This is a genomic window from Serratia sp. szju, from assembly GCF_044594185.1.
Taxonomy (GTDB): domain Bacteria; phylum Pseudomonadota; class Gammaproteobacteria; order Enterobacterales; family Enterobacteriaceae; genus Serratia; species Serratia bockelmannii.
Genome location: NZ_CP172576.1, coordinates 694300 through 707384, shown reverse-complemented (window position 1 = coordinate 707384; position 13085 = coordinate 694300). Strand labels below are relative to the sequence as shown.

The following is a 13085-nucleotide window of genomic DNA, read 5'->3' as shown; positions in this document are numbered from 1 at the left end:
CGTTTGATTTTTATGGGATGCACACAATGAAATCGTTTAATCGTTCTGGGATCTATCTGGCGGTGATGTCGGCGATGCTGCCGGGCGCCGCGCTGGCGGCCGACGCCACCGATGTCGGCACCATCAGCGTCAAGGGGCAGTCGCTCGGCGGCGGCATGATGGTGCAGGATGACAGCGCCAAGGCGCGTTCTACCGTCACCAAAGAGGCGATGGACAAAATGCCGTCGGCGGCCAACGCCATCGACAAGCTGAAATACACGCCGGGCCTGAACGTCAACAGCAACGACGCCAGCGGCCTGAGCGGCGTGGACTACACCATGCGCGGCATGAACTCGGATCAGATCGGCCTGTCGATGGACGGCATTCCGATCAACGACTCCGGCAACTACGCGGTATACCCGAACCTGCTCGGCGATGCGGAAAACCTGGAGGAGGTGTTCGTCACCCAAGGGTCTTCCGAAGCGGACGGCCCGCACATCGGCTCCAGCGGCGGCAACATCGGCCTGGTGACGCGCCGCCCGGCGAAAGACTTCGGCGGTTTCGTCAAGCAAACGCTGGGCAGCAACAGCCTGAGCAAAACCTTTGCCCGCCTGGAGACCGGCGAGTACAACGGCTTCAGCAACTGGCTCTCCTATTCGCACACCGAGGCGAAGAAGTGGCGCGGCGAGGGGCGACTGTATTCCGACAAGTTCGAGATGAACTCGCTGTACGAAGACGGCAACGGCAACAGCAGCAACCTGGTGATGAAGTACAACCGCCAGAACAACACCAACTACAACACTCTGAGCAAGGCGCAGTTCCAAAACGACGGCCGTGACACCGACTACGTCACCACACCGGAGTACAACAGCAAAGGGCAGTTGAACAAGTACTACAAGATTGAACGCAACCCGTTCGAAACCTTCACGCTGTCGTTCACCCAGAAGCTGCAGCTGCGCGATAACCTGTCGCTGACTCTGCAACCGTATTACTACTGGGGCAACGGCGGCAGCTTCAACGGCCAGACGGCCTCGGTGCTGTCCAGCACGTCGGACAAGGCCGGGCAGTATGACCTCAGCAACCTGCAGTCCAACACCTATTACCGCCCGTCGTGGACCCAAACCTGGCGGCCGGGCATCACCACCAAGCTGAAGTGGGACATCAACGATCAGCACAGCCTGGACATCGGTTACTGGTACGAGCGCGCGCGCCAGCTGCAGACCCAACCGTTCATCAGCATCAAAGATGATGGCAATCCGGCGCAAATCTCGGGCAAACCGGGCGGATCCGATCAGGTGAAGGACGCCAACGGCAATACGGTGCAGGGGCGCAACCAGTACACCATCACCCCGGCGCAGAAGGTGTGGCTGCAGGACACCTGGTTCGCCACGCCGGACTGGACCTTCGTCGGCGGCCTGGCCTATCAGTACGTGGAGCGCAAAGGGGACAACCGCGGCAGCCTGTACAACGTGCCGGAGAAGCGCAAAGCCACCTATCACGAATTCCTGCCGAACTTCAGCGCCAGCTATAAGGTGAACCAGGAAAACCAGGTGTTCTACAACCTGACGCGCAACATGCGCACGCCGCCAAACTACGTGCTGTACAACGTCGGCGACTCGCTCAGCACCAAGCCGGAACTCAGCTGGAACCACGAACTGGGCTGGCGTTTCCAGCAAGAGGACATGCTGCTGAGCGCCACGCTGTTCTACATGCGCTACAGCGATCGCCAGATCTCCACCACCAACTCGGCCGGCGATTACGAGATGATGAACATCGGCAATGTGGAGAACAAAGGGCTGGAGCTGGAGTGGAGCGGCCAACTGCCGCATAACTTCAACTACTACACCTCATATACCTATACCCAATCGAAGCAGAAGAGCGACATCGTCAGCAACGGCGGGCAGCCGCTGCCGACCTCCGGCAAAGAAGTGCCGAACGTGCCGAAAAACCTGCTGAACATGACGTTGGGTTATGACGACGGGCTGTATTACGGCAGCGTCAGCGGCAAGTACGCCAGTGCGTTCTACGGCGATCTGACCAACGACGAGAAGATCGGCGGCCGCACGGTGTTCGATCTGGCGGCGGGGGTGCATCTGCCCGTGGACAAGAAAATCGTCAAAAGCGCCGCGCTGCGCTTTGGCATCAGCAACCTGTTTGACAAGGAATACCTGACCTCGGTGCGCACCACCACCTTCAACGCGGCGCCGTACGGCGGCGTGAAGGCCAGCACGCCGTATTACAACGTCGGCGAAGAACGCACCTTCAGCGTCTCGCTGGAAGCCACCTTTTAACTGAATACCCCGCCGCCTGCCCGGCGGCGGGGAAGAGGAGCCCTGTATGGACGCCAATCTGTTGCACGACATTATTTTCTACGTGATGTACGCCGCGCTGGCGATCGCGCTGGTGATCATCATCGAACGCACGCTGTACTTCGCCTATACCCAACGCCAGGCGCGCCGGCTGGAGCAGGCGCTGACGCCGGACGTGCGCCGCGCCGCCGATCTACCGGACGAGCTGACCCAGCGCAACAGCTTGCCGATGGCGGTGATCGCGCCGGTATTGGCGCAGAAGCACCGCGCCGGCGATCGTGAAACGATCGGCGATCTGATCGACGCCCAGTACCTGCTGAGCAAGCCGCCGATGGCGCGCGGCCTGTGGCTGCTGGAAACCGTGGTCACCGCCGCGCCGCTGCTGGGGTTGCTCGGCACGGTGATGGGGATCATCGAAACCTTCAAGGCGCTGGCCGCCTCGGGGGTGTCCGAGCCGAGCCTGGTGTCGGCCGGGATGGGCACCGCGCTGTACGCCACTGGCCTCGGCATCGCCATCGCGCTGCTGTGCCTGGTGGCCAACAACTTCCTGCAGAGCCGCATGGAGCGCATCAACGAGCTGCTGAAGGTGCTGCTGATCCGCGCCGGTCAGCCGACCAGCCGCCCGGAGAACGGCAGCGGCGAACAATGGGTTGACAGCGGAGCGCCGCGCTATGCCTAATGGCCATCCAGTACGGCGGCCGCTCGGCCGCCTTTATGCGGCATTGTGGAGCGGTTGTTTGTTGATGTTGAGCCAGAGCGCTGCGGCGCGTTTTGCGATTCCCGGCTATGAGCTGGTGTACACCGCGCCGGTGGAAACCGCGCTGCAGGCCGACGACCTGCGCAACACCGCCGAGGTGTGGCGCGAGATGTTCGACGCGGCGAAAACCCGCATCGACCTGGGGCAGTTTTACGTGGCGAATCAGGACGGTTCGCTGCTGGACGGTGTGCTGCAGCACCTGAAGGCGGCCGGTGAGCGCGGGGTGAAAATCCGCTTTTTGGTGGAAGAGAAGGGCATTCGCATTTCTACCGCCGAAACGCTGGAACAGCTGAAGGCGATCCCCAATCTGGAGCTGCGCATCATTCCTTACCAGAAGCTGAGCGGCGGCATCCTGCACGCCAAATATCTGCTGGTGGACGGCGAGCAGGCGTTTGTCGGCAGCCAGAATTTCGACTGGCGCGCGTTGGAGCATATTCACGAAACCGGGCTGCGCATCAGCGATGCTAAAGTGGTGGGGCAGATCCAGGCGATCTTCGAACAGGACTGGCGGGCGCAGGCGCTGCTGGCGCAGGATAAGCCGGTGCCGGCATTGCCCGATTCGCCGCCGACGGCGCAGCCGCAGGGCAACTATCTGGTGGCCAGCCCGCGGGCCTACAACCCGGCGGGGGTGATTGACTCGCAGGCCGAGCTGCCGCGCTTGCTGGCCGGCGCCAAACGGCGGGTGCGGGTGCAGGTGATGGACTACGCGCCACTGTCGTTTGGCCCGGAGCGCAGTCGCCCCTTCTACGCGGTCATCGACAACGCGCTGCGCAGCGCGGCGGCGCGCGGCGTGCAGATCGAGCTGATGGTGGCCAACTGGAACACCAAAAAGCCGGATATCGCCTGGCTGAAGAGCCTGGCGCTGGTGCCGAACGTGCAGATCAAGGTGGTGACCATTCCGCCGGCCAGCAGCGGCTTCATTCCGTTTGCCCGCGTGATCCACAGCAAGCTGATGACCATCGACGATGAGATTGCCTGGGTGGGCACCAGCAACTGGACCGGCGGCTATCTGGACAACTCGCGCAATCTGGAGCTGGTGATGCACAGCGCGGCGATGAGCGGGCGGTTGGACCAGCTATACCAACAGCTGTGGAACAGCGTCTACGCCGAACCGTTGCGGCTGGATTACGACTACCCGACGCCTAAACCGGGCGGCGAATCCTGACGGTCAGGGCGCGTTAACCCGCGCCCCGCGTTGTTTATCGCCGCCAGCCGGCCTTCTCCAGCGCCGTCACCAGCTGTTCGGCGCTTAACCCTTCCGCCCGATGGCCGTTGCCGCTGACGGTATTGGCCGCCAGCAGCGCATTGACGATCGCCTCTTCCACCGCTTCCGCCGCCGCGGCGAACAGCGCCGAAATGTAGTCGTTGTTCACCATGCGCAGCGGTGTGGTAAAAGCGCCTTTATTGGCGTAGTCGGCGGGCGGCAGGCCGTCGTTGCCGGTGGCGAAGGCGATAAAGATATCGCCGCTCGAATCCTCGGTGCCGCCGCCGGTGCGGGCGATGCCGATGCTGGCGCGCTGCGCCAGCCGCGCGCACTGGTGCGGCAGCAGCGGCGCGTCGGTCGCCAGCGCCACCACGATGGAGCCCATGCCGGGATGCGGCAACTGCGGCGTGAACGGCGAGGGGAGATGCCCCAGATGCCGGCCCACCGGGTAACCGCCGACCAGCAGCGACTCGCGCTTGCCGTGGTTGGCCTGCACGATAGCGCCCACCGTCCAGCCGCCTTGATCGGCAGGCAAGCGGCGCGAGGCGGTGCCGCTGCCGCCTTTGAATTCATGGCAGATCATGCCGCTGCCGCCGCCGACCGCGCCTTCCCGCGGCAAGCCGCCCTGGGCCGCCTGCTGCGCCTCGCGCACGTGCTCGGCCTTGACGTGAAAGCCGTTGATGTCGTTGAGCAGGCCATCGAAGGTTTCCATCACCACCGGCATATTCCAATACACCGCGTTGTCGCCTGCGGGCAGCGCTTCACGCTCCAGCGCGATCAGCGCATCGCGCACCACGCCCACGCTGTGGGTGTTGGTGAAGGCGATCGGGCTGGTCAGCAGGCCCGCTTCGCGCACCCATTCCAGGCCGGTGGCGTCGCCGTTGCCGTTCAGCACGTGCACGCCGGCGAAGCAGGGCGCGTGGCGGGCGGAGCCGGGGCGCGGTTCGATCACCGTCACGCCGGTGCGCACGCTGCGCCCGTCCGCCAAGTCGGCATGAATGCTGGCATGGCCGACGCGCACGCCGGGCACGTCGGTGATGGCGTTCAGCGGGCCGGGCGTGCCCTGGCCGATGATGATGCCCAGATCCTGAGCGCGCTGCGTCATGGTTATTCTCCTTCTATTGAGGGGGCGGCGAGGGGCGCCGTCTGGCGGCCGCGCAGATGGTTCAGCGCCAACCCGAAGCCGATGATGCCGGCAATGATAATAAAGTCTTTCAGGCTGCTGGCGATCAAAATCGTCCACAGCACGTACAGGCAGCACAGCAGCGCCACCACCACCGGCAGCGGCCACAGCGGCATCAGGTACGGGTGGTGGAAGTGGCGGCGACGGCGACTGATCAGCGCCGCCACCGCCATAATGATGTACACCAGCAGCAGCAGGATCACGGTGAACGAGGTCAGCGATTCGAGATCGGAGCAAAACGCCAGCAGCGCCGACGGCACGCCGAACAGCAGGGTGGCGATCCAGGGGGTGCCGAAGCGCGGGTGGATGATTTTCAGCGCTCGGTTGAACGCCGGCAGCCAGAAGCCGTCACGTCCGCTGGCGAACATCATGCGGCTGAACTGCGCCACGATGGCGATAATGGCGTTGAACACCGACAGATAGATTGCGCCACTCACTACCCGCGCCAGCGTCGGGCCGCCGAGCTGGGTGACCACGTAGCCGACCGGATCGGCCTGTTTGGCCATCTCCGTCAGCGACGGCGAGCCGATCAGCAGGGCGGTGAACGGCACCAGTTCCACCAGCACCACGATGACCAGCGTCAGCATGATCGCGATCGCCATCGGCCTGCCCTGTTCGCGCATGTCTTCCGCCATGTACACCGCCGCGCCGTAGCCGTTGTAGGAGAACAGCGCGACCCCGACCATGGCGACGATCAGCGGCAGCGACACCGGCGCCAGGCTGCCCTGCGCGTCCAGCATCACCGGCGCGGTGAGGATCTCTGTACTTTGATGCGGGTGGCTGAAGCCGAGCCAGGCGATCAGCGCCAGCACCGCCACTTCCACCACCAGGAAGGCGCCGGTCAGCAGGGCGTTGGCTTTGATGTTGAAAATGGCGCAGATACCACCGACCAGCACGGTGAGCATGCCGGCGGTCGAGGCGTCGAACTGGGTGCCCAGCGCGGTGTTCAGGTAAGGCACTGCGCCGGTGGCCAGTACCGCCGGCACGAACAGCGAGGCGCTGAGGATAAACAGGTAGGTCTGCAACCCGCACAGGGTGCCGAACAGGCGCTTGATGATGCTGTATTCACCGCCGGCGCTGGGGTGTGCGGCGCCGAGCTCGGCATAGCACAGCGCGATGGCGGCGGCGACGCAGGCGGCGATCAGAAACGACAGAAAGGCGCCGCTGCCGGCGTTGGCGATCGCCAGCGGCGCGATAACGAAGATCGAACTGGCCGGCGTCACGCCGGACGCGGTGATCATCACCACGTCGAGGACGCTGAGATTGCCTTTGAAGGTGTGTTCAGGGGCGGACTCTTTCATGGGATAACGACTCCATTAACGTGTGAGTGAGTTATTGTTTTGCTGCACAGGCTGTACGCAGGAATCAAATGGAGCGCGCTAAATGCCGGGGAGCGTTGCTCCCCGGAAGTTTATTGTTCTTATGTGTTACCCCTGCCCCGACGGGAAGCTGAAGCTGGCGCGGCGGGCATCGCCGGAGGCCGGCCAGCGCTGGGTCACGGTCTTGCGTTTGGTGTAGAACCTGACGGCGTCCGGGCCGTAGGCGTGCAGATCGCCAAACAGCGAGCGCTTCCAGCCGCCGAACGAGTGGTAGGCCACCGGCACAGGCAGCGCCACGTTGATCCCCACCATGCCGACCTGAATACGGCTGGAAAAGTGGTGCGCCGCTTCGCCGTCGCGGGTGAACAGGCAGGTGCCGTTGCCGTATTCGTGGGCGTCGATCAAGGCCATCGCCTCCGGCAGCGAGGCCGCGCGCACCACGCCGAGCACCGGGCCGAAGATCTCCTCCTGATAGATGCGCATGCCGGGCGTCACGCGATCGAACAGCGTCGGGCCGAGGAAATACCCCTGGCTGGGGCGGCCGTCGGCGCCGATCACGCTCAGCTCGCGGCCGTCCACCAGCAGCTCGGCGCCTTCGGCTACGCCCTGCTCGATATAGCCTTTCACCTTCTGATAATGCTGCTGGGTCACCAGCGGCCCCATGTCGTTGCGGTTGTCGCTGCCGGGGCCGACGCGCATGGCGGCCATCTGTTGCCGCAGCCCGGCGATCAGCGCGTCGGCGGTGTCGTCGCCCACCGCCACCACCAGCGGGATGGCCATGCAGCGCTGGCCGCAAGAGCCGAACGCCGCGCCCATCAGCGCGCCGACCGCGCCGGGGATATCGGCGTCCGGCAGCACCACCGCGTGGTTTTTGGCGCCGCCCAGCGCCTGCACCCGTTTGTTCTGGCCGCAGCCGGTGTGATAGATATGCTCCGCCACCGGCGTCGAACCGACGAAGCTGATCGCTTTGACGCGCCCGTCATGCAGCAGCGTCTCCACCGCTTCGCGGTCGCCGTTGACCACGTTGAGCACCCCCGGTGGCAGCCCGGCTTCCGCCGCCAGCCGGGCGATATACAGCGCGGCGGAAGGCACTCGCTCGGAAGGTTTCAGCACGAAGGTGTTGCCGCAGGCGACCGCCATTGGCCACATCCACAGCGGCACCATCGCCGGGAAGTTGAACGGGGTGATGCCCGCCACCACCCCCAGCGGCTGAAACTCGCTCCAGCTGTCGATGCCCGGGCCTGCCTCTTTGCTGTGTTCACCCTTCAGCAGTTCCGGCACATAGCTGGCGTATTCGATATTCTCAATGCCGCGCTGCAGTTCGCCCAGGGCGTCGCTGAGCACCTTGCCGTGCTCGGCGGTGATTAACTGGCAGATGGCGTCGGCGTGTTGCTCCAGCAGATCCTTGAGCTTCATCATGATGCGCGCGCGCTTCAGCGGAGGGGTATCGCGCCAGGCGGGATAAGCCTGTTCGGCGGCGGCGATGGCGCGCTCCACCGTGGCGCGGTCGGCCAACTGCACCTCCTGCGCCGATTGGCCGGTGGCCGGGTCGTAAACCGGCTGGCTGCGTTCGCCGCCGGCGGCGGGCTCGCCGTTGATCCAATGGGTGATGGTCATGGTTCTCTCCTTATTCGGTGGCGTTGAGGGCGTCGCCCACGGCGTTGATCAGCGCATCGATCTGCGCTTCGCTGCTGATGAACGGCGGTGCCAGCTGCAGGGTGTCGCCGCCGTAGCGCACGTAAAATCCGCTTTCCCAGCAGCGCATCGCCGCCTCGAAGGGGCGCCGCGCCGGCTCGCCGGGCCGCGCCGCCAGCGTGATGCCGGCCGCCAGGCCGATATTGCGAATGTCGGCGACGTGTTTGGCCCCCTGCAGGCTGTGCACCGCGCGCTCGAAGTAGGGCGCCAGCGCCTGTACGCGCTCCACCATCTGTTCGCGCTGCAGGATGTCCAGCGTCGCCAGCGCGACCGCGCAGCTGACCGGATGGGCGGAGTAGGTGTAGCCGTGCGGGAATTCGAGCTGGTAGTCCGGCTCGCCGCCGTTCATGAAGGTGTGATAAATCTCCGGCCGTACCACCACCGCGCCCATCGGCTGCGCGCCGTTGGTCACCTGTTTGGCGATGTTCATGATGTCCGGCGTGACGCCGAACGCCTCGGCGCCGGTCATCGCACCGCAGCGGCCGAAGGCGGTGATCACTTCGTCGAAGATCAGCAGGATGTCATGCTGGGTACAGATTTCGCGCAGGCGCTGCAAGTAGCCGACCGGCGGCACGATCACCCCGGCGGAGCCGGAGAACGGTTCGACGATCACCGCGGCGATCGTCGAGGCGTCGCGCAGCGCGATGATGCGGTTGAGCTCTTCCGCCAGCTCCGCCCCCTGTTGCGGCATGCCGCGCGAAAAGGCGTTGCCGGCCAGCAGGGTGTGCGGCAGGTGGTCCGCCTCGGCGCCGGCGCCGAACGTCTTGCGGTTGCCGGCGATGCCGCCGACCGAGATGCCGCCGAAGTTAACGCCGTGATAGCCCTTTTCCCGGCCGATAAAGCAGGTTTTGCCCGCCTGGCCTTTGGCGCGCCAGTAAGCGCGCGCCATTTTCAGCGAGGTGTCCGCCGCTTCCGAGCCGGAGCCGGTGAAGAACACGTAATCCAGCCCCGCCGGCGTCAGCGCCTTGATTTTGTTGGCCAGCTCGAACGACAGCGGGTGGCCGAACTGAAACGCCGGCGAGTAATCCAGCGTCGCCAGCTGGCGCTGGGCGGCGTCGGTGATTTCCTGCCGGCCGTGCCCCAATCCGCAGCACCACAATCCGGACAGGCCGTCGAAAATCTTTCTGCCGTCGTGGCTGGTGTAATACGCCCCTGCGGCCTGAGTAATGATGCGCGGCTGCGCTTTAAAATTACGGTTGCCGGTAAAAGGCATCCAATGGGCCTCTAACCCTTCGGCATCGAGACGATTAAGCGAATAATTTTCAGCGGCCATGTTTTCCTCCGGGCAGGAAAATAAGTGCGATTAATTAAATAAAATGAGTTGTTAACGAATTGTTGTGCGAAATTGACTATGTACCGCTTGTTCTCTACTGTGAATAATCATATGTCGAAACTTACTTAAGGTTTTATGCAAGTAAAAAAGCGCGCGCTGTTAGGGCAATTGTCGGATATGGATCTGCGTTTGCTGCGGGTATTCAAGGCCGTGGTCGACTGCGGCGGCATGAGCGCCGCCGAACTGGAGCTGAATATCAGCCTGTCGACCATTAGCAAGCACATCAAGGATCTGGAGCAGCGGCTGGGCCTGACGCTGTGCCAGCGCGGGCGCGAGGGTTTTGCGGTTACCGACGAGGGGCTGTTGATCTATCAGGAAACGGTCAACCTGCTGGCGGCCACCGAGGCGTTCCGGCGCGGGGTGGACGAGGTGCACCAGCGCATGGGCGGGCAGCTGCACGTGGCGATATTCGACCATACGGTCAGCAATCCGCAGGCGCAGATCGGCCGGGCCATCGCGTTATTCAGCGAGCGTGCGCCGGAGGTTTCTTTGCAAATGTACGTGGAGCCGATTAATACCATTGAACGCGGCGTCATTGACGGGCAATTTCAGGTTGGCGTTATTCCCATGCACCGCAGCGCGGAAAGTTTATCTTATCATTCGTTATTCAGTGAGAGGATGTTCTTATATTGCGGCGCGCAGCATGAATTATTTTCCGGCCCCCATGAAACATTAAATTGGGATCTGCTGCACAATTATGCCTTCGCCGGATTAGGCTATCATTCGCCGAATATGGAACTGAGCCTGCAGCAACATTTGCATCGCAAGGCGACGGGGTTTGCGCAGGAGTCGATCGCCACGCTGATCCTGTCCGGCAAATACGTCGGCTTTTTGCCTGATCACTACGCGGCGTTTTTCGTGGCGCAGAATATGATGCGGGCGATCAAACCGGCGCTGTTCCGCTATCACTGTGAATACTCCAGCGTGCTGCGCCGCTCGCCGGTGCCGCAGCGGGTGGTGAAGCTGTTCCATGAGTGCCTGCTGGCGGCCCACGGAACAGCGTGACGCTTACTGCTCTTTCTTCTTGCCGAAGATCCTGATCAGCGCGCCGACCAGGATGCCGACCGCGATGCCGGCGAAGATCCAGCCGATGATGCCCATTTTCTTAACTCCTGCTAGTGCGTTGATCTGATTATATAATCATTCGACGCGAAACGCCTCTTCGATCATCCGTTGCCGCTGCGCCGGCGCATAGTCGATCCAGGAATTCTTGCTGTTGGATTTCTCCAGCGCCACCGCCAATTCCTGGCCGGAAATCGGCAAATCGTCCTGCCAGAACGGCGCAATGGCGTGGCGGGTGATGAAATCGGTCAGGTAGCTCTCCGGGCTGCCCTGCCAGTGCGGGTACAGGCGCGCGGCCAGCTCGGCCATCAGCGCGCGTTGCTGCGGCTGTTCGCTGGTTTCCAGCAGGGCGAGGAACGGCAGCAGCAGGCGGCCACAGACTTGGCCGTGGTGGTAGTCGCGCAGCGCGCCGATCTCGCCGGCGATGCCGTGAATGACCCCCAGCCCGGCGGCGCTCAGCGTCAGCCCGCCGAGGTAGGAAGCCTGCATGATCGCCTCGCGCGCCGCATCGCTGCGGTTGAGCGCCGGCCAGGCGGCGAGGAAGTGGCGTATGCCGTTCAGCGACATGTCGCGCGTCATGGCGCCGGCGGTTTTCGACAGATAGGCCTCGAACAGGTGGGTGAAGGCGTCGATAGCGCAGTAGGCCAACACTTTGTCCGGCGCGCCCGCCAGCAGCTGCGGATCGAGAATGGCGGTGTGCGGCACGAAGTTATTGTGGCGCAGCGAGGCCTTCACTTTGCTGACCTGGGTGTCGGTGATCACCGCGTTCTGCGTCACCTCGCTGCCGGTGCCGGCGGTGGTGGGAATGGCGATCAGCGGCAGGGTGGCGCCGCTGATTTTGCTGTCGCCGACTTTTTCCATATAGCGCAGCGTCGGCAGCGGATGCTCCACCAGCGCGGAGAACGCCTTGGCGGCGTCCAGCACGCTGCCGCCGCCGATGGCCACTACGCGCCGCGCCTGGCCGCGCCAGCGCGCCACCCAGGCGTCTATTTCCTGCGGCGACGCCTCGTGGCTGACGATCTCCGTGCCGATAAGCAGCGGCGTCAGCGATTCGCGCAGGCCGGCATACACCGGGCCGTTGAGAAAAGATCGACAGCTGAACAGCAGCGTCGGCTGCGGGTCGGCAAGCAGCAGCGGCGGCAGCTGCTGGATGCTGCCGTGGCCGAACCAGGTCTGGCGATTGGCGATGATGTGGCTGACGGACATGAGATCTCCTTGACGACGTTGCAGAGCGCGATGCCACAGCATAAGCCAGCGGGCGCGGAGCGGCCACCGCTTTCCCCGCCGCGGCAACCTGTGAGTTGTTTAACATGTAAACGATCGCGTTCTTGCATTTCGGCGTTTTGGGTGCTTTTTTTAACAGTACCGGCCGTCGTGCGGCCAACCCCATCCGAAATCGGTAGATTGTTAATGTGTTAATAATGGCGAGGCGGGTATGGAAATTCAGGTTGAACGCTTGTCTGCGGTGATCGATGCGGTGGCTAGCCCGCGTTTTTATCCCAGCCTGTTGAATTGGCTGGAGGGATTTTTCGCCTTCGACAACGCCATCGTCTATGCCTTCGAACGCGGCCGGCCGCCGCGCTGCCTGATCAAAACCGAGCGGGAAAACAGCGATGCGGTCAATCAGATCTACCAACAGGGCGCCTACCTGCAGGATCCGTTTTACCGCGCGCTGAGCGACGGCGGCGAAGGCGAGGTGCTCACGCTGCGCCAGCTGGCACCCTGCGGGTTTTATCACAGCGATTATTACCGTAATTTTTATCGCAAGACCGGCTGGCACGACGAGGCCGGCGTGCTGCTGCAGCTGACGCCGGAGCGCGGGCTGGGGGTATTCTTCGGCTCGGTGCGCCGCACGGTGGCGGTACGCTATCCGCAGCGGGCGGATCTGCGCAGTGCGCTGACGCTGGTGAAAAGCGTGGCGCGGCTGCACGGCGAAGTGGTGGCGGCACCGGCCGAGGCCGCGACGGTGAACGATGACGGCGCCCAGGCGCGCTATCTGCTGACGCCGCGCGAGCGCGAGATCGTCGATCTGATCCTCGCCGGCTGCGGTTCGCAGCAGATTGCCGACCGGCTGTTCATCAGCCTCGGCACGGTAAAAAATCACCGCAAGAACATCTACGGCAAGCTGAACATCGGCTCGCAGGCCGAGTTGTTTAGCCTGCTGCTGACCGCCCCGCAGCGGCGCAGCGCGTGAATGTTAATTTTTTGTAGCGAATGTCCCTAAGGGGACATAGCGAACGATCC

Annotated in this window: 10 protein-coding genes; 5 read left to right on the top strand and 5 right to left on the bottom strand. The window is 63.5% G+C overall.

Going from position 1 to position 13085, the window contains the following annotated elements:
- The first annotated feature begins 26 nt into the window (after nucleotides 1–26).
- The 3 genes from RE418_RS03450 to RE418_RS03440 are packed head-to-tail and all read left to right on the top strand — an operon-like array spanning nucleotide 27 to nucleotide 4210.
- Nucleotides 27–2270: a TonB-dependent receptor gene (locus tag RE418_RS03450; protein ID WP_213928204.1), complete on the top strand. Its 2244-nt coding sequence runs from the start codon at nucleotides 27–29 to the stop codon at nucleotides 2268–2270.
- Nucleotides 2271–2316: 46 nt separating this feature from the next.
- A complete protein-coding gene (locus RE418_RS03445) occupies nucleotides 2317–2967 on the top strand; it encodes a MotA/TolQ/ExbB proton channel family protein (RefSeq protein WP_025305167.1) in 651 nt (216 codons plus the stop codon).
- Complete coding sequence (locus RE418_RS03440; protein WP_089181641.1) at nucleotides 2960–4210, top strand: phospholipase D-like domain-containing protein; 1251 nt, start codon at nucleotides 2960–2962, stop codon at nucleotides 4208–4210. Before RE418_RS03445 ends, RE418_RS03440 begins: the two co-directional genes overlap by 8 nt.
- A 34-nt stretch (nucleotides 4211–4244) precedes the next feature.
- On the opposite strand, the gene RE418_RS03435 is transcribed toward RE418_RS03440, so the two are convergent.
- The 4 genes from RE418_RS03435 to RE418_RS03420 form a co-directional block, all read right to left on the bottom strand.
- Nucleotides 4245–5354, bottom strand: coding sequence for a P1 family peptidase (locus RE418_RS03435; protein ID WP_213928205.1), 1110 nt, complete (start codon nucleotides 5352–5354; stop codon nucleotides 4245–4247).
- 2 nt (nucleotides 5355–5356) lie between these two features.
- Complete coding sequence (locus RE418_RS03430) at nucleotides 5357–6733, bottom strand: APC family permease (protein ID WP_025305170.1); 1377 nt, start codon at nucleotides 6731–6733, stop codon at nucleotides 5357–5359.
- A gap of 126 nt (nucleotides 6734–6859) precedes the next feature.
- On the bottom strand, nucleotides 6860–8368 hold the full coding sequence (locus RE418_RS03425) for a CoA-acylating methylmalonate-semialdehyde dehydrogenase (RefSeq protein ID WP_089181643.1): 1509 nt from the start codon (nucleotides 8366–8368) through the stop codon (nucleotides 6860–6862).
- Nucleotides 8369–8378: 10 nt separating this feature from the next.
- The gene (locus tag RE418_RS03420; RefSeq protein WP_025305172.1) at nucleotides 8379–9719 is read right to left on the bottom strand and encodes an aspartate aminotransferase family protein; all 1341 of its coding nucleotides are present in this window, start codon (nucleotides 9717–9719) and stop codon (nucleotides 8379–8381) included.
- A 135-nt stretch (nucleotides 9720–9854) separates the two neighbouring features.
- Between RE418_RS03420 and RE418_RS03415 the strand changes: the two genes are divergently transcribed.
- A complete protein-coding gene (locus tag RE418_RS03415) occupies nucleotides 9855–10784 on the top strand; it encodes a LysR family transcriptional regulator (RefSeq protein ID WP_025305173.1) in 930 nt (309 codons plus the stop codon).
- 135 nt (nucleotides 10785–10919) lie between these two features.
- On the opposite strand, the gene RE418_RS03410 is transcribed toward RE418_RS03415, so the two are convergent.
- On the bottom strand, nucleotides 10920–12047 hold the full coding sequence (locus RE418_RS03410) for an iron-containing alcohol dehydrogenase (protein ID WP_043136185.1): 1128 nt from the start codon (nucleotides 12045–12047) through the stop codon (nucleotides 10920–10922).
- A 229-nt stretch (nucleotides 12048–12276) separates the two neighbouring features.
- Here RE418_RS03410 and RE418_RS03405 point away from each other — a divergent pair, with 229 nt between their 5' ends.
- Nucleotides 12277–13035: a helix-turn-helix transcriptional regulator gene (locus RE418_RS03405; RefSeq protein ID WP_089181644.1), complete on the top strand. Its 759-nt coding sequence runs from the start codon at nucleotides 12277–12279 to the stop codon at nucleotides 13033–13035.
- The last annotated feature ends 50 nt before the right edge of the window (nucleotides 13036–13085 follow it).